The sequence below is a fragment of the Gordonia alkanivorans NBRC 16433 genome, assembly GCF_000225505.1.
In the GTDB taxonomy this organism is placed as follows: Bacteria; Actinomycetota; Actinomycetes; order Mycobacteriales; family Mycobacteriaceae; genus Gordonia; species Gordonia alkanivorans.
In genome coordinates, this window is sequence record NZ_BACI01000047.1 from 31,914 (window position 1) to 52,366 (window position 20,453).

The 20,453-nt window shown below is 67.3% G+C and carries 20 protein-coding genes; 11 read left to right on the top strand and 9 right to left on the bottom strand.

The genetic code is table 11. From position 1 onward, the window contains the following. Positions 1–14: 14 nt before the first annotated feature. A complete protein-coding gene (locus tag GOALK_RS07260; protein WP_006358156.1) occupies positions 15–803 on the top strand; it encodes an IclR family transcriptional regulator in 789 nt (262 codons plus the stop codon). Positions 804–846: 43 nt separating this feature from the next. Further along, entirely contained in the window at positions 847–1,263 is a 417-nt protein-coding gene (locus GOALK_RS07265; RefSeq protein ID WP_006358157.1) for a carboxymuconolactone decarboxylase family protein, read from the top strand. A 43-nt stretch (positions 1,264–1,306) separates the two neighbouring features. Here the strand turns inward: GOALK_RS07265 and GOALK_RS07270 are convergent, their stop codons facing one another. After that, positions 1,307–2,179, bottom strand: coding sequence for an SDR family oxidoreductase (locus GOALK_RS07270; protein ID WP_006358158.1), 873 nt, complete (start codon positions 2,177–2,179; stop codon positions 1,307–1,309). Beyond that, positions 2,176–2,679 (bottom strand): MarR family transcriptional regulator, encoded by a 504-nt coding sequence (locus GOALK_RS07275; protein WP_006358159.1) that lies wholly within the window; start codon positions 2,677–2,679, stop codon positions 2,176–2,178. Before GOALK_RS07275 ends, GOALK_RS07270 begins: the two co-directional genes overlap by 4 nt. Before the next feature lie 95 nt (positions 2,680–2,774). Here GOALK_RS07275 and GOALK_RS07280 point away from each other — a divergent pair, with 95 nt between their 5' ends. Further along, positions 2,775–4,253 (top strand): MFS transporter, encoded by a 1,479-nt coding sequence (locus tag GOALK_RS07280; RefSeq protein ID WP_006358160.1) that lies wholly within the window; start codon positions 2,775–2,777, stop codon positions 4,251–4,253. 72 nt (positions 4,254–4,325) lie between these two features. Here the strand turns inward: GOALK_RS07280 and GOALK_RS07285 are convergent, their stop codons facing one another. Further along, complete coding sequence (locus GOALK_RS07285; RefSeq protein ID WP_006358161.1) at positions 4,326–5,069, bottom strand: GntR family transcriptional regulator; 744 nt, start codon at positions 5,067–5,069, stop codon at positions 4,326–4,328. A gap of 46 nt (positions 5,070–5,115) precedes the next feature. Then, positions 5,116–6,267 (bottom strand): acyl-CoA dehydrogenase family protein, encoded by a 1,152-nt coding sequence (locus GOALK_RS07290; RefSeq protein WP_006358162.1) that lies wholly within the window; start codon positions 6,265–6,267, stop codon positions 5,116–5,118. Between the two features lie 202 nt (positions 6,268–6,469). On the opposite strand from GOALK_RS07290, the gene GOALK_RS07295 reads away from it, so the two are divergent. From GOALK_RS07295 to GOALK_RS07305, 3 genes are read left to right on the top strand one after another with little or no spacing between them, the layout of a single operon-like run. Further along, on the top strand, positions 6,470–7,285 hold the full coding sequence (locus tag GOALK_RS07295) for an HpcH/HpaI aldolase/citrate lyase family protein (protein WP_006358163.1): 816 nt from the start codon (positions 6,470–6,472) through the stop codon (positions 7,283–7,285). Then, the gene (locus tag GOALK_RS07300; RefSeq protein WP_006358164.1) at positions 7,278–8,297 is read left to right on the top strand and encodes a MaoC family dehydratase; all 1,020 of its coding nucleotides are present in this window, start codon (positions 7,278–7,280) and stop codon (positions 8,295–8,297) included. Before GOALK_RS07295 ends, GOALK_RS07300 begins: the two co-directional genes overlap by 8 nt. Positions 8,298–8,330: 33 nt before the next feature. Continuing rightward, on the top strand, positions 8,331–9,470 hold the full coding sequence (locus GOALK_RS07305) for a CoA transferase (protein ID WP_006358165.1): 1,140 nt from the start codon (positions 8,331–8,333) through the stop codon (positions 9,468–9,470). 66 nt (positions 9,471–9,536) lie between these two features. On the opposite strand, the gene GOALK_RS07310 is transcribed toward GOALK_RS07305, so the two are convergent. The 5 genes from GOALK_RS07310 to GOALK_RS07330 form a co-directional block, all read right to left on the bottom strand. After that, complete coding sequence (locus GOALK_RS07310; protein ID WP_006358166.1) at positions 9,537–10,475, bottom strand: phytanoyl-CoA dioxygenase family protein; 939 nt, start codon at positions 10,473–10,475, stop codon at positions 9,537–9,539. Between the two features lie 250 nt (positions 10,476–10,725). Further along, positions 10,726–11,514, bottom strand: a complete 789-nt coding sequence (locus GOALK_RS07315) for a PaaI family thioesterase (protein WP_006358167.1) — start codon at positions 11,512–11,514, stop codon at positions 10,726–10,728. A 13-nt stretch (positions 11,515–11,527) separates the two neighbouring features. Further along, positions 11,528–12,880, bottom strand: a complete 1,353-nt coding sequence (locus GOALK_RS07320; protein ID WP_006358168.1) for a hydroxysqualene dehydroxylase — start codon at positions 12,878–12,880, stop codon at positions 11,528–11,530. A gap of 56 nt (positions 12,881–12,936) precedes the next feature. Then, a complete protein-coding gene (locus GOALK_RS07325; protein WP_006358169.1) occupies positions 12,937–14,082 on the bottom strand; it encodes a CynX/NimT family MFS transporter in 1,146 nt (381 codons plus the stop codon). Positions 14,083–14,348: 266 nt separating this feature from the next. Continuing rightward, positions 14,349–15,212: an SDR family oxidoreductase gene (locus GOALK_RS07330; protein ID WP_006358170.1), complete on the bottom strand. Its 864-nt coding sequence runs from the start codon at positions 15,210–15,212 to the stop codon at positions 14,349–14,351. Between the two features lie 294 nt (positions 15,213–15,506). Here GOALK_RS07330 and GOALK_RS07335 point away from each other — a divergent pair, with 294 nt between their 5' ends. From GOALK_RS07335 to GOALK_RS07355, 5 genes are all read left to right on the top strand, one after another. Then, complete coding sequence (locus GOALK_RS07335; protein ID WP_006358171.1) at positions 15,507–16,154, top strand: PAS and ANTAR domain-containing protein; 648 nt, start codon at positions 15,507–15,509, stop codon at positions 16,152–16,154. Between the two features lie 153 nt (positions 16,155–16,307). Continuing rightward, positions 16,308–17,474 (top strand): glycosyltransferase family protein, encoded by a 1,167-nt coding sequence (locus GOALK_RS07340; RefSeq protein WP_006358172.1) that lies wholly within the window; start codon positions 16,308–16,310, stop codon positions 17,472–17,474. Beyond that, positions 17,467–18,576: a glycosyltransferase family 4 protein gene (locus GOALK_RS07345; protein ID WP_006358173.1), complete on the top strand. Its 1,110-nt coding sequence runs from the start codon at positions 17,467–17,469 to the stop codon at positions 18,574–18,576. Before GOALK_RS07340 ends, GOALK_RS07345 begins: the two co-directional genes overlap by 8 nt. After that, complete coding sequence (locus tag GOALK_RS07350) at positions 18,573–19,550, top strand: hypothetical protein (protein ID WP_006358174.1); 978 nt, start codon at positions 18,573–18,575, stop codon at positions 19,548–19,550. The genes GOALK_RS07345 and GOALK_RS07350 overlap by 4 nt, the downstream gene beginning before the upstream one ends. After that, a complete protein-coding gene (locus GOALK_RS07355; RefSeq protein WP_006358175.1) occupies positions 19,547–20,452 on the top strand; it encodes a glycosyltransferase family 2 protein in 906 nt (301 codons plus the stop codon). Before GOALK_RS07350 ends, GOALK_RS07355 begins: the two co-directional genes overlap by 4 nt. The last annotated feature ends 1 nt before the right edge of the window (position 20,453 follow it).

The following is a 20,453-nucleotide window of genomic DNA, read 5'->3' on the forward strand; positions in this document are numbered from 1 at the left end:
TCTGAGGAGAACCCGTGGCCGATGCCGGGCTGGTACAGAAGACTCTCCGCGTCCTGCAGACCGTCGCCGCGAGTCCGAACGGCATCGGCCTGTCCGGGGTCGCCCGACTCACCGACATCCCCAAGGCGACCTGCCACCGGATTCTGCTGTCACTGGCAGCCGAGGACTGGGTGGTCCTCAACGAGGACACGAAGCGCTTCCACATGTCCCTGTCGGTGCTGCTCATGCTCAGCCCGACGTCGGACCGGGACACCGCGCTGTCGTACGTGAACCGATTGCTGGAAACGCTCGCCACGCAGGCGATGGAAACGTGCGGACTCGACCAGGCGGTCAAGGGCACCAACACCGTGATGGTGCTCGCCCAGACTGCCTCGCCGCACAACATCGGGCTCGGACGTCGTGCGGTGCCGCGCATGCAACCGGCGTGGTCGACCTCGACCGGCAAGGTCTTCCTCTCGCTCGGTGATCCCGCGGCGGTGCGTCAGGACCTCGAATCCGATCCGCAGTTCCGGGATTCCTCACGCGGGAGAGATCTTGACGGCTTCCTCGAGGAACTCGCGGTGACCGCGGACCGGGGTTACGCGTCCTCCCGCGACGAGCTCGAGCCGGGGGCCGCCTCGGTTGCCTGCCCGGTTCGGGTCAACGGCACCGTGCCCTACGCGATCTGGGTGGGAGGCCCCGCCTATCGGCTGACCCCGGAACGGGTTCCCGAGATCGCCGAACAACTCCGTCACACCGCGCAGGACATCGAACGGGTGCTCGCCCGGACGCCGCCGGGTACTCAGCTGGGTCCCGCTCTGTGACAACGCTTTTCCCATCCCAACCGTTTGATCAAGGAGATTACTCATGACAACGACCTCGACCACCGCACCACATTCGGAGCTCTACGACGCCGGCCTGGCGATGCGCAAGACCGTCCTCGGTGACGCCTACGTGGACAAGGCACTGTCGGCGGTGACCGAGTTCGGTCAGCCCATGCAGGATCTCGTCACCGAGTACTGCTGGGGCGGCATCTGGACCCGCGAGGGCCTCGACCGCCGAACGCGGAGCCTGCTGAACCTGGTCATGCTGACCGCCCTCAACCGGCAGACCGAGTTCTCGACGCACGTGCGCGGTGCACGTGCCAACGGGGTCACCGACGAGGAGATCCAGGAAGCACTCCTGCAGACCGCCGTATATGTCGGTGTACCAGCTGCTCTCGAGGCCTTCCGCAACGCGGAGCGTGTACTCCGCGAACTCGACGCCGCCGACCAGGCCGACTGAAGCCCGAGCCGGGTAGGTTCCCGCCCAGTACTGACCACCGCGATCAGTACTGGGCTACCTGCCCGTCCTTCGGTGCGCGGTACATCTTCCACAGCAGCTTGGGCATCCCGCGCACCGGCAGCGGCTTGGGCCAGTCCCGGGTACGCATCAGGGCCTCGGTCCCACCGTCGACGGTGATGACAGTGCCGGCCATGAAGTCTGCGGCCGGGGACAGCATGATCATCACCCACGCGGCGAGTTGCTCCGGGGTCCCGTATTCGCGCACGGGCACCGGGAACGACTTCACGCTCTTGGCCTGCGGGCTGTCGAGCTGCGACTGGAGCAGGGGTGTCATCACCGGGCCGGGTGCGATCACGTTGACCCGGATGCCCTCGCCCGCCCACTCCGGCTTGGTGCCCTGCCAACGGACCCACTGGGTGACCGCGACCTTCGACGCCGCGTACGCGACCGGCGCGGTGACACCGCGGCGCCGGAGGATCTGCCGGGTCGCGCCCGCGGTGTCGCCGTTGATGAGGCGCCGGACCGCACCGCGCGGCACCAGCGGGGTCACGGTCGTCGAATTAGAGCCGAAAACAACGACTTTCGCCTTGTCGGCCGCGGCGAGAGCGGGACGCCAGGCGGTCAGCAGGTCGGTGACGCCGAGGACGTTGACCTCGGTGATCATCCGCTCGCGCCCCTTACTCGGCCCCATACCGGCGGCGAGGACCGCACCGTCGAGCTTGCCGCCCGCCTTGGCGAGGACCTCGTCGGCAGCCGCGCGCCGACCGGCCGCGGTCGACAGGTCGGCGACGACATCTGCATCCCGCAGATCGACGCCGATCACCGTGTGCCCCTCCGCCCGGAGGGATTCGGCAACCGCCGCACCCATCCCCGACGCCGATCCGGTCACCGCGTACGTGCCGCCCCCACTGGTCATATCAGCCCTCTCCTGAATCTCTGTTCGCTCTTCTTGTCACGCCGGCCGGCACCGTGCCGGTCCTGCGTCCGTTCATAGGCGTCGTTGAATGCCCGCAATTCGTGGAGGAGCCCCTCCGGACTGCCCGGCCCGAGGTCGGCGAAGACCTGCTCGAGTCGCTGCGCCCGCAGCAATCCGTCACGTTTGAAGGCCTCGCGGCCCTCCTCGGTCGGGCGGATCAGCTTCGAGACCGAGTCCGCGACCTCGAAGCGCTCGAGGTAGCCGTGCTTGATCGCGGCATTCACCTGACGGTTGACCGTTGATTGTTCGAGTTCGAGTTCCTCGGTCAGTTCACGAAGCGTGCGCGGCCGGCCGTCGGACAGAACCCACAGGATGGCGAAGGCCGACTTCTCCAGTCCCACCGACGGATGGACGAGACTTCGGCGCCGGGACATGCGCAGCAATTCAGCCGCCAGGTCACGATGTACCGGCGATTGCCACGGCGTGTGGTCCTCGGGCATGACTCCTCCATCACATTCGACCAGGACAATCTACTGTCCGGTTTGCCTATGTACGTTACATATGTATGCTGCATACCTCGAAGGAGGTCTCAAAAATGAGCCACGTACAAGGTCGGGCGCCTGCCGACGACCAGGTCGCAGTCGCGGCCGACAAGGCACCCGCGGGCGCCATCGGCAGCGTCGTGGTGCTCTGCTTCGGCGGCCTCGTCGCCTCGCTGATGCAGACACTGATCATCCCGATCCAGCCCGATCTGCCACGTCTCCTCGGGACCTCGATCGGCAACGCTTCCTGGGTCATCACCGCCACCCTGCTCGCGGCAGCCGTCGCGATGCCCATCGCCGGCCGCCTCGGCGACATGTTCGGCAAGCAGCGCGTGCTGCTCGCCAGCGCCGTACTGCTCACGCTGGGTTCGCTGCTCTGCGCACTCGGCGACTCCCTGATCCCGCTGATCATCGGTCGCGGCGTCCAGGGTCTGGCCATGGGCTTCATCCCGGTCGGCATGAGCCTGATCCGTGAGATCACCCCGCCGCGCATCACGTCCATGGCCGTGGCCGCGATGTCGGCGACCCTCGGCGTCGGCGGCGCCATCGGCCTGCCGCTGTCGGCCTGGATCGTCGAGACCTGGGACTGGCACGCCCTCTTCTACGTCGCCACCGGGCTCGGCGTGCTCATCGTGATCGCCGTCCTCGTCCTGGTCCCCCGCGTGAACAACTCCGCCGGCGGACGTCTCGACATCCCCGGCGCCATCGGCCTGGCCATAGGTCTTTCCGCCTTCCTCATCGCGGTGTCGAAGGCCAACGACTGGGGCTGGACCTCGGGCAGCACTCTCGGCCTGGGCATCGGCGGTATCGCCGTTCTCGTCGCCTGGGGATTCTTCGAACTCCGCCAGAAGGAGCCGCTGGTCGATCTCCGCACCTCGGCCCGCCCCGCCGTGCTGCTGACGAACATCGCGGCGGCCGCCATCGGCTTCGGCATGATGGCGCAGTCGATCATCCTGCCGATGCTCTTCCGTCTGCCCGAGGCGACCGGATACGGCCTGGGACAGTCGATCCTGGCCGCAGGTCTGTGGATGGCCCCCGGCGGTCTGATGATGATGTTCTTCGCCCCGCTGTCGGGTCTGCTGATCAACCGGATCGGCGCCAAGTTCACCCTCGCCATCGGCGCGAGCATCCTCGGCATCGGCTACATCTTCGCCTTCTTCCTCATGGACGCGGCGTGGAAGCTGATGCTGGCCTCGATCATCTGCGCCATCGGCGTGGGCATCGGCTACGCGGCCATGCCGACCCTGATCATGGGTTCGGTGCCGCCCACCGAGGCCGGCGCGGCCGTCGGGCTGAACGGCTTGATGCGCTCGCTGGGCACCACCGTCGCCTCCGCCGTCATGGCCCTCATCCTCGCCAGCGCAACCATCTCGCTGGGTGGCACCGAGGTTCCCGACGAGTCGACATTCACCTGGTGCTTCCTGATCGCGGCCGCCGCAGCCTTCATCGGCGTGGCGATCACCCTGCTGATCCCCACCAGGGGCAAGGCCTCGGGCCTCGTCGAGGAGCAGCCGTTGCGTGCCGGGCACTGACCCTCCCCACCGCGCGAAGTGGCCCGGCAGTCGACGAGAACTGCCGGGCCGCTTCGTGTTTCGGACATTTCCTCAGAGTCCGCTACGGCGCAGCGTCACCCGATACGTGTAGTGCTCGGGGAGGAAGTAGCTCACCGCGAGTTCGACGGCCCGCCCCCGCGAGTCGGTGTAGAGCCGGTCGACGCGCAGCACGGCGTGCCCCTCCGGACAACCGAGACGCCGAGCGGTGTCAGCGTCTGCGGTGGTGGCCGTGATCGACTGCGCGCACTCCTCGATCGGATACTGCAGGTGGGGTTCGAGCAGGCCGATCATCGTGTGATCGCTTGTCGCCCCGGACTTCACCTCGGGCGCGTCGATCACCAGCCGGGCCACCGACTCGGGCCACGACACGGTGGTGACCACGAACGGCACACCGTCGTGGAATCGCTGGAACACGATCCGGTAGACAACATCGGTATCGAGTCGCAGGCGCCCGGCCGCTTCGAGATCGACTCGACGCGAGGGTGATTCGAGGACCTGCATCTCGGTGTCGGTCGAGAGGTTCATCAGATCGTCGATCGAACCGAGCTGCCGAAGATACTGACCGGCGTTCTCGGTCGCGAAGGTCCCTCGACCGGGCACGCGGTAGACCGAACCCTCGGTGACCAGTTCGAGGAAGGCCCGGCGCACCGTCTGCCTGCTCAGCCCGTACTCCTGCGACAGCTCGGACTCGGTGGGCAGCCGGACGCCGCCCTTGTAGCGCCCCTGCGCGATGTGCGAGCGCAGTTCGGCGGCCAGCACCTTGTACGCCGGCTCGGACTGCCCGACCTCGCTCATCCCACTCCCCTGTTCGAGTACCGCTTCCGCTGACGAGACGACGCCGTCAGATACCGCCCCGTGCCACGAGCTGCGCGGCGATCACGTTGCGCTGGATCTCGTTGGTGCCCTCGCCGACGATCATCAGCGGTGCGTCGCGGAAGTACCGTTCGACGTCGAACTCGGTGGAGTAACCGTAGCCGCCGTGGATGCGAACGGCGTTGAGGGCGATCTCCATCGCGACCTCGGAGGCGTACAGCTTGGCCATACCGGCCTCCATGTCGCAGCGTTCGCCCTTGTCGTACTGGTCGGCCGCGTGCCAGGTGAGCTGGCGGGCCGCGGTCAGCTTGGTCGCCATGTCGGCGAGGTAGTTGCCGATCGACTGGTGTTTCCAGATCGGCTGGCCGAAGGATTCGCGCTGCTGTGCGTAGGCCAGCGAGTCCTCGAGAGCGGCCGTCGCCACACCCAGTGCGCGACAGGCGACCTGGATGCGGCCGGTCTCCAACCCCTTCATCATCTGTCCGAAACCCTTGCCGGGCACGGTGCCGAGGATCGCCGACTTGGGTGCGCGGTACCCGTCGAAGAAGAGTTCACAACTCTCCACGCCCTTGTAGCCCAGCTTGGGCAGGTCGCGTGAGACCGTCAGTCCGGGACCGTGTTCGACGAGGACGATCGAGATGCCCTTATGCCGCGGCTGTGCCGCCGGATCGGTCTTGCACAGCAGGGCGATGAGCCCGGAGCGTCGCGCGTTGCTGATCCAGGTCTTCGCGCCACTGATGACCAGCTCGTCGCCGTCCTCCTTGGCCACGGTCGACATCGCCTGCAGGTCGGAACCACCGCCGGGCTCGGTCAGCGCCATCGTCGCCCGCATCTCGCCCGTGGCCATCCGCGGCAGGTAGTTCTGCTTCTGCTCCTCGGTGCCGAACAGCGTCAGCAGCTTGGCGACAACGGTGTGACCGCCCATCGCACCCGCGAGGCTCATCCAGCCCCGGGCGAGTTCCTGGGTCACCCGCGCATAGCAGGGCATCGACACCGGCGAGCCGCCGTACTCCTCGGGCACGGCCAGGCCGTAGATCCCGATCTGCTTCATCTGCTCGATCCACTTCTCGGGGTACTCATTGGCGTGCTCGACGTCCTGCACGGTCGGCTTGACCTCGCGGTCGACGAAGGACCGAACGGTCTCGACGAGGAAGGATTCTTCGGCTGACAGCGTGCTCATGGAGGGGCTCACCTGTGATCTTCGTGGTCCGGTTGATTTGTACGGCCATTTTGTCTATCGGCCGTACCTATGTCAACCTTTCCAACAGACATCCTGGTCTGATACAACCGTGACGGCACACTTTGGCCGCACATTTGATACCCGACAGCCGGGTTGTCACGATCATTTGGGAGCAATGGTGCAGAGAAGACGAGGCGTTCTGGTGGCTCCGGCCTCCGACGACCGCAAGGCACGCAAGGCGCTGGCCTCCATCGCCGACGAGGTGGTCCTCGACCTCGAGGACGCGGTCACCCCGGCCAACAAGGATTCGGCCCGTGCGGCCGCTGCTGAACTCGTCGCCGAGTTCGGTGGCGATCGGGCGGTCTCGCTGCGCATCAACGCCATCGACACCCCGTGGGCCGCGGAGGACCTGTCCGCGTGCGCGCAGATGCCGAACCTGACCTCGGTGGTGCTCCCCAAGGCCGACACCCCGAACGATCTGAAGGAGGCCGACAAGCAGCTCGGCGATTCGGCTGTCCGCCTCCAGGCCCTGCTCGAGACCCCGCGCGGGATTCGCGATGCGGGAGCGATCTGCGCCGCAACCGACCGCCTCGACGCCGTACTGATCGGTTACGCCGATCTCGGCGCAGCGCTCGGCCGCGCGTCGGGCCTGCCCATGCAGACCTGGCACATCGTGCAGGACTCGGTCTTGCTCGCCGCCCGCGCGGCCGGCGTCGACGTGATCGACGGCCCGCACCTGACCATCGCCGACGACGACACCTTCCGCGACGCGAAGCGTTGGGTCCGCGACCTCGGCTTCGACGGCACCTGGGTGATCCACCCGGCCCAGTTGGCAAGCGCCATCGAGATCTTCACCCCGGACGCGGACGCCATCGAGGATGCGCGACGCGTGCTCGAGGCGCTGGAGAAGGCTGCGGCCGCAGGTGCCGGTGCCGCCGAACTCGACGGCCGGATGCTCGACGAGGCGCTTGCCGTCTCCGCTCGCCGCGTCCTCGCGAAGGGAGCAGTCGATGAGTGAAGCCATCGCCGTCGGCGGACCCTACTTCGACGAACTGACGCACGGACAGGTCTTCGACGACGCTCCGTCCCTGACGCTCACCTCCGGTCTCGCCGCCTCCCATCAGGCGATTCTCGGTGACCGACTGAGGCTTTCGCTGGACGCACATCTGGCGGGCCGCGTCCTGGGCGAGGGCACACTCGCACATCCCGGACTCGTCACCGACGTCGCGATCGGGCAGTCGACGCTGGCCACCCACCATGTCAAGGCCAACCTCTTCTACCGCGGGCTGCGTTTCCTGAGCTACCCGAAGATCGGCGACACGCTCACCACCGTGACCGAGGTCGTCGGGCTACGGGAGAACAAGTCCAAGCCCGGCCGCGCCCCGACCGGTCTGGCCGCGCTGCACATGATCACCACCGACCAGAACGGCGCGACGGTCCTCGACTTCTACCGCTGCGCGATGCTGCCGCTGTCCCCGGATGCCGACCCCGGCCGCACCGTGCACGCCGACGATCTGAGCACCGTCGGGCCCGGCGACGACGCCGAACCGGCGTTGCCCGGCTGGGATCTGGCCACCTTCCGGTCATCGGTCGGCGGCCAGCACTTCTCCCCCGACCTGGCCGGACGCGTCTACCGTTCGAGCTCCGACGTCGTCTCCAGCGCACCGGAACTCGCTCGCCTGTCGCTGAACATCGCGGCCACCCACCACGACGAGCGAGTGGCCGGCAAGGCGGCCGGCGGACGCCTGGTCTACGGCGGCCACACCATCGGACTCGCTCTGTCACAGGCCAATCGGGCGCTGCCGAACCTGGTCACAGTGGTGGCGTGGGACTCCTGCGATCACACCGGACCCGTCCGGGAGGGCGACACCCTGAGTTCGGAGATCCACGTCGAGGAAGCGACGCCGCTGGCCGGAGGCGGTGGAGTCCTGCGGCTCCGGTCGAAGGTCGTCGCCCATGGCGACGGTGACGACCAGTCAGCCGAGGACCGCGACGTCCTCGACTGGCGCTACCACGTCCTGATGGCCTGACCCGAAACACACTTTCCGGAGGATCTTTCGCCCATGAGCACCAACACCCGCCCCCTCAAGGGTCTCCGCATCGTGGAGGTGTCGAGCTTTGTCGCATCACCTCTGTGCGGTCTGACACTGTCGCAGCTCGGCGCCGAGGTGATCCGCGTCGACCCCATCGGCGGCGCGGCCGACACCAACCGCTGGCCGGTCACCGACGACGGCAACTCCATCTACTGGACCGGCCTCAACCGCGGCAAGAAGTCGGTGACCGCGAACTTCCGGGAACCCGAGGGACAGAAGCTGATCCAGGACCTCGTCACCGAGAGCGGTCCCGGTGGCGGCATCCTCGTCACCAACGCCGGTGGCCGGGCGTGGATGAGTCACGAAACCCTCTCGGCCAAGCGATCCGACGTCATCTCCCTGGAACTCCTCGGTCGTACCGACGGCACGCCCGGCGTCGACTACACGGTCAACGCGGCGCTGGGTTTCCCGGCGATCACCGGTCCCACCGACTACGCGGGTGTGGTCAACCATGCCCTGCCCGCGTGGGATGTCGCCTGCGGCTTGTATGCAGCACTTGCGATCACCGCCGCCGTCCGACGCCGCGATCAGACCGGCGCCGGCGCCCAGATCACGCTGCCGCTGGAGGACACCGCCCTGGCGATCGCGGGAACGCTCGGCTACCTCACCGAACCGCAACTCGGCGTCGGCAGCCGGCCGGCGACCGGGAACGACGTCTACGGCACGTACGGAACGGATTTCGTCACTGCCGACGGCGGCCGGTTCATGCTCGTCGCCCTCACCCCGCGTCACTTCCGGGACCTGGTCGCGATGACCGAGACCGGCGACGCGGTGGCGGCGATCGAGAAGGCCCTCGGTGCCGACTTCACCACCGAAGCCGACCGGTACATCCATCGTGGGGTCCTCACCCCACTGTTCGCCGCGTGGTTCGCACGCCACTCCGCCGCCGAGGTCGACGAGGCCCTGTCGAAGAGCGCGGTGTTGTCGGAGCGCTATCGAACATTCGACGAGGTCGTCGAATCAGGTGTGCTGCAGCAGAATCCGCTGTTCACCGAGCTGTACCAACCGGGCATCGGCACGTACCTCGCTGCCGGCCTCCCGGCCCGGTTCGACGGTGAGCACTACTTCGCCGGACCCGCCCCGGAGCTGGGATCGTCGGCGGGATTCTGACGCCCCCAACAGACAGAGTGCGGGATCAGTGCCGTTTTCCGGCACTGATCCCGCACTGTGTTCAGGTCACCTGTGCGCGAGGTGGTCCGGCCGTGGTGCGGTGCCGCCGAACGGTTCCTGCAGGGCATTCGCCTTCGCGTTGAACACGACGAAGAGGTTGCTCCGCGGGTACGGCGTGATGTTGCCGGCCGAGGCGTGCAGGCAGTTGGAGTCGAAGTAGAGCGCCGAACCCGCCGGTCCGGTGATCGTGTCGATCCCGAGCTCGTCGGCGAGGGTTGCGACATCCTCCTCTTCCGGCGTGCCGAACGGCGGCCGGTACGAGGTCAGTGATTCCCGGTGGTAACCATCGGGAGTCGCGCCGACGCAGCTGACGAAGCGGCGATGCGACCCGGGGATGATCATCAACGGGCCGTTGGTGGACAGGTTCGGGGTGAGCGCCAGCGAGACGCTGAGTGCTCGTGGTGCCGGCATCCCGTCCTCGGCGTGCCAGGTCTCGAAGTCGGAGTGCCAGTAGAAAGGTCCTCCGGCGAAGCCCGGCTTCAGGTTGATCCGACTCTGGTGGATCGTAACCTCGTCGTCCAGGATCTGTTCTGCGACACCGCGAATCGCATCACGATCGCAGATCTCGGCGATGAGGTCGCTGAGCTTGTGAACCGCGAACAGCGAACGTACGTCTCCGCTGGAGGATTCGCGGATCACCCGGTCGTCCTCCCCGAGACGGTCGGTGATGTCGGAGACCTCGCGGAGGCATGCGTCGATATCCGCGGCCGACAGGACCTTGTTCTCGGTGTGGTACCCGCGGTCGGCGTAATGACGCAGCTCGGGGGCCGACAACGGTCCCGGGTTCCCCATGCTGCCCCACACGGTGTTGTGAGGGCGCGGTTCGATCTGGCTGCGGTGGGCGAGACGGGTCCGGTACACGTCGACGCCGCGCGCCTGATCGCCGTTCTTCGGGATTTCGGTTTTTGTGATCTGAGTGTTCTGGTTTGCTGTTTGAGTTACCACGATCGATTCGATCCTTTCCCTCATCCGGCAGGCCGCTCGGGCACAAACATCCGGCGGCAGGCAAGGTGATTGTGTTGTGCGCGAGTCCGCATCACAGGACGGCGGACCGCGAGACGGTACGGCTGCACGGGGCGCGCGATCAGCTGCACGCGCCTGATCAGGCCGTATGAGTGCACCTTGCCAGGGAAATGCGGTCCCCCGCAACCATGCTGGTATGCCGCTTGCGAAACCCCGAGTTGGGGGGTGTATCTCAGACGTGTTGCAGGACCACGGTCGCGATCGACGAGGGCTTGCCCGACGAATTCGCCGACACGACCCGGACGACCGAGAGACTTCGTCCGCGATGCAGGGTCTCCGAGGTGAACGTGGTGGTGTCGGCGGCATTGCACGGACGCACGTAGGTGATGTCGATGCTGGTGGTGCGCAGCTGCCCGTTCGCCTCGACCGAGGACATCGCGGCGAGTTCGGAAGCGCAGATGAGGATTCCACCGTGCACGCTGCCCATGCCGTTGGCCGACAGGGCCGTCGGGGCCATGGTGAGCACGTCGGCGGCGGTGGACACGAGACCCAACTGCTCGCGCACCGGACTCACAGGCGCGTCGAGGACCTCGGCAGTCGCATGTGCCCCCGGGACCGTCGGGGCGTCGACGAGATGCGAGCGCTGGACGACCGTCGCGAGCGGGCGACCGGACGGATCGGACACCGTTCCCGTGGTCATCGCACCCCGCTCGTCACGCGCGACGATCTCGCCGGTGACGGTCAACGGCGTCCCGTCGAGGGGCGGGTCGGCGACGAAGTCCATGCGGATTCCGAGGGACACCGGCCAGCGTCCGTCGGGGCTGCCCGCATCGACCACGTATCCGGTCACGTCGTCGAGGGCGACGGCAAGCGCCGCCCGGTTGACGCCGGCGGCGGGGTCGGCGAGCCACGGCCCGGTCTCGATGCGGGCCTCGCCGCGTTCGGCGGACACGGCGCGCCCACTGATCCGCAGCATGACCTCGGGGCCACCGATGTGGAAGACAGACGAAGTCGTCGGCATGGAACGAACTTACTCAGCGTTCGGAGTTCGCGTACTCCAGGATCACGTCGACGGCACGCGATGCGCTCTGGCAGGCGCCCTCCATCGTGGTGGTCCAGTCGGTCCTGGTCCAGTCGCCGGCGAGGGCCAGGCCGTCGACAGCGGTGCGCTGGTCCGGGCGGATTCCCGCGGTCCCGGGGCGCTGGGCGAACGTCGACTTGGACATCCGGACGACGTGGCTGTGGATCACTTGTGCGTCCGCGGCCTGCGGGTAGTACTTGCGCAGCATGTCCATCTGGATGTCGGTGATCTCGGCGTTGGTCTTGCCGATCAGGTCATACGACGCCGACACCGTCGTCGAGTAGAACCAATTGTCTTTCGGCTCCCGCCCGTGCATGCGCTGGCGGTCCCAGACCTGTTCCAGCACTCCCTCTCCGCCATGAAGGATCTCGCCCCAGTCGGTCATCCCGATCGATCGGTCGAGGTAGAGGTTGACGCTCACGATCGGTACGGGGGTGAGGTTATCGACGGCTTCATAGATCCGCTCGTGTCCCGGGACCTGATCGAGCAGTCCCTTCACGCTCCACACGGGCACCGCGCAGATGACGGCGTCGGCCGCGACCTTCTCCCCGTCGGCGAGCGTCACCCCGGTGACGGCGCGGTCGGTGACGTCGATCGACGAGACCACGGCGCGATGCCGGACGTCCACGCCCGCGTCGGCGAAACGCTTTTCCGCTCCGGCGATGAAGAGGGTGTCGAGGTCCACGGTCGGGAATCCGATGGAGACCGGCGTGCGCGTCGCGATCGCACGGCGAGCACCGGTCACGAGCAGGTCGGCCGGAACCTTCGCCGACGAGATCTCGGTCTTGTCGCCGGTGAGGCCGATGACGATGCCGTCCCAGAGTGCATCGCGCGCCGACTGCGGCATGCCGATGCGACGGAACCACTCGTCGGCGGTCACCTCGTCGAGCCATTCGGGTTGCCGGAACGCGTGCCGGATCAGCCGGGCCTGGGCGAGGGCGGTACGAAGTCGGTCGAGCCCGGTGACGCCGGGGAGGTCGCCGAGCGCCGCTCGCAGGCCGGTCAGTCCGCCGAAAGCCGACCTCCGGGTGGCGCCGCCCCGCATCCGCATGGTCATGTGGCCGGGGAATTCGACATGTTCGCGTGTACCGACACTCTCGAGGTACCGCATGAGGTGCTCGTATCCGCTGGCAAAGACGTGCTGGCCGTTGTCGGGCACGTCGTCCACCGCGGCGAGCGGCATCGAGATGGTCCGACCACCGAGTGAACCGCGCCGCTCGAGCAGCGTCACCCGTTGCCCCGCCTCCGCGAGCCATACCGCCGACGCCAGACCGGCGAGTCCCCCACCAACGACCACGCAATGCATGCGCCACAGCGTAGCCGCCGGCGTTCACCGGCGTGAGATGATTCTCCACCTTCGTCTCAGGACGTCATCTTGACGTTCCTGGCCGCGCCGAGGGCTGCGACGGCCTGCGGCACCAGGGCAAGTGAGAGCACGGCCATCGCCACCGTCCACGAACCGGTCATGTCATTGATCAGGCCGATCAGGATCGGCCCGACCGCGGCCGCGAGGTAGCCCACCGACTGCGCCATCCCGGACACCTGGCCGGTCTGCTTCGATCCCGTGCTGCGAAGAACCATGAAGAGCAGGGACAGGCTGATGGAAGCGCCCGGACCGACCATCACGCACGCCGCCCAGAACCCCGGCCACACGTCGGTGGCGATCAGTCCGATGAAGCCGATCGCACAGACGGCGAGCACCACGAAGGTGACCGCGCGCTGGTCGTCGAACCGTCCGGCGACGATCGGCGCGACCAAGGACATGATGAGGGCCACCACCTGTGCGGACGCGACGACGGCACCCGCCCCCACCGGCGTCATCCCGTTCTCGTCGACCAGATACTGCGGCAACCACGCCACGAAGGTGTAGAAGATCAGCGACTGCGTGCCCATGAAGACGGTCACCGCCCACGCGATCGGATTCCGCAACAACGACGACGTCGGGGTCGCCGCGGTCACCCGGTGCACGTACGACAGCTGCGGGACCCACACGACCACCGCGACCAGCGTGAGAAGTCCCCAGGAAGCGAGCGCGAGACGCCAATCCCCGCCCAGCGCATCGTTGATCGGGACGCTCACCCCCGAGGCGACCGCTGCACCGCCGGAGAGCGTCATCGAGTAGAAGCCGGTCATCAACCCCGACCGATGCGCGAAGTCCCTCTTGATGAGTGCCGGCAGGACGACGTTGCATGTGCCGATGGCAGCGCCGATGACCGCAGACCCGAGGAACAGGGCGATCGACGACGGCACAAGGCGCACGACGATGCCGAGGATCAGCACGAGCAGGGCGCCGAAGATGACCCGTTCGATGCCGAACCGGTTCGCCAGCCGCGGCGCGACGGGGGCCGAGATGCCGAAGAACAGGACGGGCAGCGCGGTGAGCAGACCCGCCACCGCGCTGCTGAATCCGGCGTCGGCGGAGATGGTCCCGATCAGCGGCCCCACCGACACCACGGCGGGACGGAGGTTCGCCGCCACCAGCATCACGCCGACGGCGGTGATGATCACGCCGGCGGTGGTCCGTTCGTTCGTCTCGTGGGGGCGCGTCGTGCGCGACGAAATCACCTGGACCGCGCGATCGCGGCGGAACGGGGAACAGACGGAACCGACATCGTTACGCAACCTAACATTCGACCCGTCCCGGCGGTGGTGCGTGCACGCAACGACAACATCATGGGCGGTCAGGGGACACCGCGAACGACGATGTTCCTCGCGGTAGGCCAACTACAACGAGCCTTCCTCCCGTTCGAACCGCTCGCTGACGACGAACCTCCTCAGCCGGGGAGCGTTTCGCCACCGATCGGAGCCAGCACCTCACCCGTGTAATACGACGACAGCTGATCGGCCGCGAAGAAGACATACGACGGGGCTATCTCGTCGGGCTGTGCGGCGCGACCCATCGGCGCCTGGGTCCCGAAGTCCTTGACGGCGTCAGCCGGCATCGTCGCCGGGATCAGCGGGGTCCACACCGGTCCGGGCGCGACGCAGTTGACGCGAATCTTCCTCTCCATCAGCGACTGTGCGAGGGAGTACGTCAACGCCAGGACCGCACCCTTGGTCGCCGAGTAGTCGATGAGGCTGTCGTTGCCGCGCAAGCCGTTGATCGACGAGGTGTTGATGATGACGCCGCCACCGGTCAGATGAGGCACGGCGGCGCGGGTGGTGTGGAAGAAGCTGTGGATGTTCACGTCGAACGTGCGATACCACTGTTCGGGGTCGACCTCCAGGAAGTCGTCGACCACCTGCTGGTAGGCGACGTTGTTCACCAGGATGTTCAGGCCGCCGAGTTCGGAAACGGTTCGCTCGACGACCTCGGCACAATGTCCCGGGTCACCCAGATCCCCGCGGTACGCCCGCGCCTTGCGTCCTTCGGCCTCGATGAGTTCGACGGTGTGCCGCGCATCCTCGTCCTCTTCGAGATAGGCGATCGCGACGTCGGCGCCCTCCTTGGCGAACGCGATGGCGGTCGCTCGGCCGATACCCGAGTCGCCACCGGTGATCAGCGCAGTCTTACCCGCGAGCAGATCACGGCCGCGGTACTCGGTCATCTCGTCGCGCGGACGATCGGGCATATCGCCGGTCTCACCCGGGTAGGGAATGGTCTTCGCTTCGTGCGGGGAGTTCTCCTGATCGGTCATGGTCGTCGGTTGCCCGCTGCGACGGAGTCGAAACCCTGGCTCCTCCACATCGCACACGTGAATCGGGTTCAGGGATTCCCGTCGGGGATCTCCTGCTCGAGCTGACTGGCTACCAGCCGATCAGATCGCCGAAACCACGCCTCTGAACTGCCATTTCTCGAAGCAGGGCCACCTGGCCGCAGCACGACGCGGGTCGCTTCTCGCGTCCAGCGGATCCCAGGTAAGCTCATATTTCGCCCGAGACCGTCGGCGTGCTGTTTTCGCGTGCCTTTTATTGAAGTCCTAGGGGTGACCGTGCCAAAGATCGACAACATTTCTGCCGATGATTCCCGCATACGGCATGTCGGCAGCTTCCGGTTCCTCTTCGACACCGAGGAATGGTGGTGGTCCGACGAGGTTGCGGAGATGCACGGTTACGAGCCGGGCGAGGTCACCCCGACGACCGAACTGCTGGCCGGGCACAAACACCCCGACGACCGCCATGCGTTCGACGAGATGGTCGCGACGATGCTGAGCCGACGCACGCCGTTCTCCAGCCGCCACCGCATCATCGACCTCTCCGGCACGGTCCATCATGTCGCCGTGGTCTCACAGCAGATCATCGACGACAACGGCCAACCGATCGGCGCCGAGGGCTTCTACCTCGATCTGACCGGTTACGACGAAGAGACGGTCAAATTCCAGGTCGACGAGCACGTCGCGCGGTTCCGCGAGAACCAAGGTGTGATCGAGCAGGCCAAGGGCATGATCTCGATGGCCTACGGAGTCAGTCCTGAACGCGCCTTCGAGGTGATGCGCTGGCGGTCCCAGACTGCCAACGTCAAGGTCAACGAGCTGGCCAAGAACATCGTGTCGGGCGTGCACAGGTACGTGGTGCTACCCGATCCCGTGCGCCAATCCTTCGACCACCTGCTCCTGAACGCTCACCAGAACGAGAACTGAGTTCCGCGCGGCGCGTCGTGGTTTCACGACCCCCCAACCGGGGTATCTGCACACGACGTGCCCATTTGCGGCAGTTCTGCGGCGTGTACGCCGCATCCAGCAGACCCGGTTGAGCACACAGCCGTTCATGTCACAAAGTGAACGGATGGAACAGTGAACGGACGGCTTGGCGGGGAACTCGGCGGTGCGGCAACCCTCGAGATGGTGGACAGCTCACGGACGACGCGAACGAGTACCGCACACATCCGGGTGGCTTCCGTCCCTCAGTCGCACGTCTACGTGAGGCACCTCTCACCGGTGAACGGATCGGTCAGCGTTCTCGACACCGGTTCCGTGTCGGTGACCCGACTTCCCGATCCGGTGCCCGCGGGCGGCGCTGAGGTCCCCGGTCGCTGGTGGCCGCCGCTGATGCTGGATCCGCGGTGGATTGCCGAGCACCACAACGAATTCGACGTGTTCCACATCCACTTCGGCTTCGACGCCGTCGAACCGTCGGTGATGGCCGACATACTCACCGAGCTCGACCGGCACAACAAGCCGCTGGTCTACACGCTGCACGACCTCCGCAACCCGCACCATCCGGAACCCGGCGCCCACGAAGAGGTCCTCGACCTCCTCGTCCCGGCCGCCGACGAGGTCATCACCCTGACCCCGGGTGCGGCCGAACAGATCGCGCAGCGCTGGGCCCGGTCCGCCACCGTGCTCCCGCATCCGCATGTCGTTCCGCCTGCCCGGTTCGTCCCGCGGGAGACACAGACCGACGAGTTCATCGTGGGTGTGCACGCCAAGAGCTTGCGCGCCAACATGGACCCGCTCCCCGTCATCATGACGCTGCTGGAGGCAGCATCCGACTACCCGGACATGACGATCCAGATCAACCTCCACGACGAGGTCTTCGTCCCCGGGAATCACTGGTACAACCCGGACTTCGGCACCACAGCTCTCGCGTTGTCGCGCCACCCGTACGCCCGGGTTCTGGTACACGAGTACTACACCGACGATCAGCTGTGGGACTACCTCGCCAACATCTCGACATCGGTCCTGCCCTACCGGTTCGGAACCCACTCGGGCTGGCTGGAGGCCTGCCACGACCTCGGCACCTCGGTGATTGCGCCGAGCTGCGGGTTCTATGACCAGCAGCAGGAGTGCTTCACCTATGACTTCGCCGAAGACCGATTCGATCCGGAGTCACTGGTTGCCGCACTCTCCCAGGCATATTCCGCTCGACCGGCACCGGCGATGTGGCGCGACCGCCGCACGCAACGGTCGACGATCGCCCAGGCGCACGCCGGCCTCTACACGCGAGTGCTGGATGCGTGAGCCGCTGCGAATCGCAGTCGTCGCGTCCAGCAGATTCCCGATAGCGCAGCCGTTCGCCGGCGGCCTCGAGGCCCATGTCTGGCACCTGACCCGGGCGCTGACCGTGGCCGGCCACGAGGTCACGTTGTTCGCCGGCGCCGGAAGCGACCTGCCGGTTGACTCGGATCGCCTGCGCGCCGAGCTGTTCGAGCCGTCGGCCGCCGCTCGTTCGGATGTGTCGATGCCGCCGATCGAGGTGCTGCAAGACCACCACGCCTACCTGTCGCTGATGCTCTCGTTCACCCGGAACCCCGGCGACTTCGACGTGATCCACAATCACAGCCTGCATCATCTGCCGGTCGCGATGGGCCCATCGGTGGAGACGCCGATGGTCACCACGCTGCACACCCCACCCACGCCCTGGCTCGAGTCGGCGCTGGCACTGGCACCGGAGACCCGGTGCGTCGCGGTCAGCCGGCACACCGCACAGGCGTGGTCGCATGTTCTCGGCTCGATACCGGTGGTGCACAACGGTGTCCAGCTGGACCACTGGCCGATCGGCACCGGCGGAGACGACCTGGTGTGGTTCGGCCGGTTCGTCCCCGAGAAGGGCGCCCATCTCGCGATCGAGGCCGCCCGCATCACCGGCCGCCGATTGCGGCTCGCCGGACCGATCAGCGACGAACATTACTTCCGCGACCGCGTCGCCCCGTTCCTCGGTGACCGCGTCCGCTACGAGGGTCATCTTCACCAGAACGAACTCGCCCGGCTGGTCGGTTCCGCCGGCGCCGCCCTCGTGACGCCGGTGTGGAACGAACCGTACGGGCTCGTCGTCGCCGAATCCCTCGCCTGCGGAACACCGGTGGCCGGATTCGCCCGCGGCGGCATCCCCGAGATCGTCGGCGACACCGCCGGCGTGCTCGTTCCGGGCGACGACGTCGACGCACTCGCCGAGGCCGCCGAGAAGGCGTTCACCCTCGACCGGCGCGAGGTACGCCGACGCGCCGAGGAGCACTGCTCCGACACCGCGATGATCGACCGGTACACCGGCATCTACACCGAGATGGTGGACGACCGGGAACGCCGGAACACCCCGGCGACTGCGGAGGCGTGCCCGGCATGATCGGCTACTACGTCCACCACCAAGGCCGCGGACACTGTTCCCGGTCCGCCGCGATCGCCGCTCACCTGCAGACCGACGTCGTCGCGCTGACCAGCGCCGAACTGACCGACCCCGCCTTCAGCGAGGTGATCACCCTCGACCGGGACGACGCCGATCCCGCCCCCACCGACGTCGACGCGGGCGGACTGCTGCACTGGGCACCCAGCCGTGACGCGGGGCTGCGCAACCGGATGGCCCGGATTGCGGACTTCGTCGGGACCCGTCGGCCGGATGCGATGGTCGTCGACGTGTCGGTCGAGGTCACCCTGTTCCTCCGGCTACTGGGTGTGCCCGTCGTGGTCATGGCGATGCCCGGTGCGCGTGACGATCTACCCCACCAGCTCGCCTACCGCGCCGCCGACGCGATCATCGCGCCCTGGCCCGGCGACCTGTATCGGCCGGACTGGCTGACCGAGCACCTCCCCAAGACCGTCTTCACCGGTGGGATCTCCCGATTCGACGGACGCCCGCAGGTCTGCCATCCGACCTTCGCCGCCGACGTCCTGGTCCTCACCGGCGCAGGCGGCGATCCGGGAACATCGCATCCCGCAACCGGCCTGGCCGAGGCACTCCCCGACCTGAAGGTGGTCGGTCTCGGACCGGCCTTCGGAACCTGGGTCGAAGACCCGTGGCCGTTCCTGTGCAGCGCCCGCCTCGCCGTCATCGGTGCAGGCCAGGGAAGTGTGGCGGATGCCGCCACGGCCGGACGCCCCGCGGTCGTGATGCCGGAGGATCGTCCGTTCGCCGAACAGCGAGCCACCGCGAACACCCTCGCGAGGTCCGAGCTCGCGCTCGTCGCCTCGACGTGGCCCGACGTCGACCGTTGGCGGGCCATCGTGGAGTCGGTCGATGACTCGGCACCGATGTGGTCGCGATGGCAGACCGCCGGCGCCGCCGAGCGCGCGGCCCGCGTTGTCGCAGCGGTGGCCCGATGACGACCGGACCGGCCTCCGATCACGGCATCTCCGACGGCCCCGGCTCCGAAACCGTCGCGGTGATCACCATCGTGTCGGGACGCCACCGGCATCTGCGCCGTCAGCTCGAGGCATTCGAGTACTCGACGGTGCGTCCCGCCGTCCACGTCATCGTCGCCATGAACGACCCCGGCGTCGACACCGTCGTCACGGAATCGGCGCCACCGGGGCATCCGATGCGGGTGGTCCACATCGGCGACGAGCCCAGCACGCTGCCGCTCGCCCACGCCCGAAACACCGGTGCCCGCACCGCGATCGAGGCCGGCGCGACACTGCTGGTGTTCCTGGACGTCGACTGCATCCCCGGACCGGTCATGATCGAACGCTATCTCCGTTCCTGTGCCGCGACACCGGAACTGCGACTCCTCTACTGCGGGCCCGTGACCTACCTGCCGCATGACCAGCCGACCTTCGATCCGCGCGAACTTCACCGCCTTCTCGATCCCCATCCGGCACGACCCGCTCCGGGTCCGTGCCAGACGCAACTGTCGTCGGCGATGACGCTGTTCTGGTCTCTGTCCTTCGCGGTTCACGTCTCCGACTGGCTCGAGATCGGGGGATTCCACACCGGTTACCGCGGCTACGGCGGCGAGGACACCGACTTCGCGATGTGCGCCGCGCGCAACGGGTTTCGGATCGCCTGGGTCGGCGCCGCCGATGCGTATCACCAGTATCACCCGGTGTCGAATCCCCCCGTCGAGCATCTCGAGGACATCCTCCGCAATGCGCGGACGTTCCACCGGCGGTGGGGCTCATGGCCAATGGAGGGATGGCTGGACGGCTTCGCGCAGATGGGCCTCATCCGCTACGACGACACCGCTGACGACTGGCGCCGGACAGCTACGGAGGCGCTACCCGGCTGAC

Excerpts from the sequence above, each read along its gene's own strand:
- GOALK_RS07265 (WP_006358157.1), top strand. The coding sequence starts at position 847 with ATGACAACGACCTCGACCACCGCACCACATTCGGAGCTCTACGACGCC.
- GOALK_RS07270 (WP_006358158.1), bottom strand. The coding sequence starts at position 2,179 with ATGACCAGTGGGGGCGGCACGTACGCGGTGACCGGATCGGCGTCGGGG.
- GOALK_RS07275 (WP_006358159.1), bottom strand. The coding sequence starts at position 2,679 with ATGCCCGAGGACCACACGCCGTGGCAATCGCCGGTACATCGTGACCTG.
- GOALK_RS07280 (WP_006358160.1), top strand. The coding sequence starts at position 2,775 with ATGAGCCACGTACAAGGTCGGGCGCCTGCCGACGACCAGGTCGCAGTC.
- GOALK_RS07285 (WP_006358161.1), bottom strand. The coding sequence starts at position 5,069 with ATGAGCGAGGTCGGGCAGTCCGAGCCGGCGTACAAGGTGCTGGCCGCC.
- GOALK_RS07290 (WP_006358162.1), bottom strand. The coding sequence starts at position 6,267 with ATGAGCACGCTGTCAGCCGAAGAATCCTTCCTCGTCGAGACCGTTCGG.
- GOALK_RS07300 (WP_006358164.1), top strand. The coding sequence starts at position 7,278 with ATGAGTGAAGCCATCGCCGTCGGCGGACCCTACTTCGACGAACTGACG.
- GOALK_RS07305 (WP_006358165.1), top strand. The coding sequence starts at position 8,331 with ATGAGCACCAACACCCGCCCCCTCAAGGGTCTCCGCATCGTGGAGGTG.
- GOALK_RS07315 (WP_006358167.1), bottom strand. The coding sequence starts at position 11,514 with ATGCCGACGACTTCGTCTGTCTTCCACATCGGTGGCCCCGAGGTCATG.
- GOALK_RS07320 (WP_006358168.1), bottom strand. The coding sequence starts at position 12,880 with ATGCATTGCGTGGTCGTTGGTGGGGGACTCGCCGGTCTGGCGTCGGCG.
- GOALK_RS07330 (WP_006358170.1), bottom strand. The coding sequence starts at position 15,212 with ATGACCGATCAGGAGAACTCCCCGCACGAAGCGAAGACCATTCCCTAC.
- GOALK_RS07345 (WP_006358173.1), top strand. The coding sequence starts at position 17,467 with ATGCGTGAGCCGCTGCGAATCGCAGTCGTCGCGTCCAGCAGATTCCCG.
- GOALK_RS07350 (WP_006358174.1), top strand. The coding sequence starts at position 18,573 with ATGATCGGCTACTACGTCCACCACCAAGGCCGCGGACACTGTTCCCGG.
- GOALK_RS07355 (WP_006358175.1), top strand. The coding sequence starts at position 19,547 with ATGACGACCGGACCGGCCTCCGATCACGGCATCTCCGACGGCCCCGGC.